The following is a 1327-nucleotide window of genomic DNA, read 5'->3' on the forward strand; positions in this document are numbered from 1 at the left end:
AATCACAAAATTACTGACTGGAATAAATTTACTGAATTTGCTAAAAAATATGGTGGAAAAACTCTATCGGAAATGGCTAAGCTTTGGAGCAATGTTAGTATCCCAACGATTCATCGAGCTCTTAAAAAAATTGGACTCACACGCAAAAAAAGACATATGGATACAAAGAAAGGGACGAAGAAAAACGCGCTGAATTTTTGAAAATTATAGCAACAAAAGAACCTCAAAACTTAGTTTATATAGATGAGTCTGGCATTGATAACACCGAGGACTACCCTTATGGATATTGCCAGAAGGGACAGAGGTTTTATGCTCTAAAATCTGGTAAAAAAATTCAACGAATCAGTATGATTGCAGCCTTAAACGGCAGGAAAATAGTTGTTCCGTTAACATTTGAAGGCCACTGTAATATGTTAATAAATGGTTTGAGCAGTTTCTGACACCGATTTTGAAACCTGGACAAACTGTTATCCTTGATAATGCTACTTTTCATAAGTCTAATAAGATTACTGAATTTGCTAAAGGAGTTGGCGCAGAAATTTTATATCTACCGCCTTATTCTCCCGATTTTAACAAAATTGAGCATCATTGGTTTGCTATAAAAAACAGAGCTAGGAAAAACATCCCTCTATTCACATCTTTTCGTCATGCTGTTGATTCCGCTTTTCTATAAGCTTTTCGGACTATTATGAAAAGAGCTATAATTGCAGTTTTGTCTGTATAAAGCTTTGCCATAGCAACCCTTGAATAGGTATCAATAAAAGTTTGCTGGTCCTATACCCTTCTACATAATAAGTGTCTTGAGAACCTAAGTAACCAGTGTTTCAATTTCACCATCTTTGTTCTTTCACTTTCTCTAAAGCTGCAAGTTGCTCTTCAGTTAAAATTATGCCATCTTGTGCAACCTTCGCTTCAAGAGCTTTAAGTCTTTTTTTGAACGTTTCAATATCGTTTCTTAGCCATACAACCACCTTCGGAAATCCCTTTTTCTCAGCTCATTTGCAGCTCTTTATTGTCCATATGCTGGAAATTCTGTTGCGATCTGCTCTTTCTATGTCTTCGGAAACTCTGTTTGCCATAAGTGATTTTTTCTTACTTATCTCATGCAGTGCTTCTTCTCCTCCATTTTCATATAATTCCTTGAATCGATAAAACGTATCTCTTGAGTAGCCCATACGCTTGAGATACATTTCCTAATTGTTTTGCTAGCTCTAATAACCCTAACTTTGGTTTTAGTATTTTTGCTTGTATTGTACTCATATCTAACACTCCTTTCTTTTATTATTTTATAACTTACTTTTCTAAAGTGTCAGATCAAGTCTTGTTT

The 1327-nt window shown here is 35.0% G+C and carries 2 pseudogenes; one reads left to right on the plus strand and one right to left on the minus strand.

Annotated elements, in window-relative coordinates:
- Positions 1 to 673, plus strand: a pseudogene (locus Wcon_RS10815) (IS630 family transposase); the annotation flags it as partial.
- A gap of 23 nt (positions 674 to 696) precedes the next feature.
- On the opposite strand, the pseudogene Wcon_RS10820 reads toward Wcon_RS10815, so the two are convergent.
- A pseudogene (locus tag Wcon_RS10820) lies at positions 697 to 1260 on the minus strand (helix-turn-helix domain-containing protein); the annotation flags it as partial.
- Positions 1261 to 1327 lie beyond the last annotated feature (67 nt).

The organism is Wolbachia endosymbiont of Cylisticus convexus, assembly GCF_003344345.1.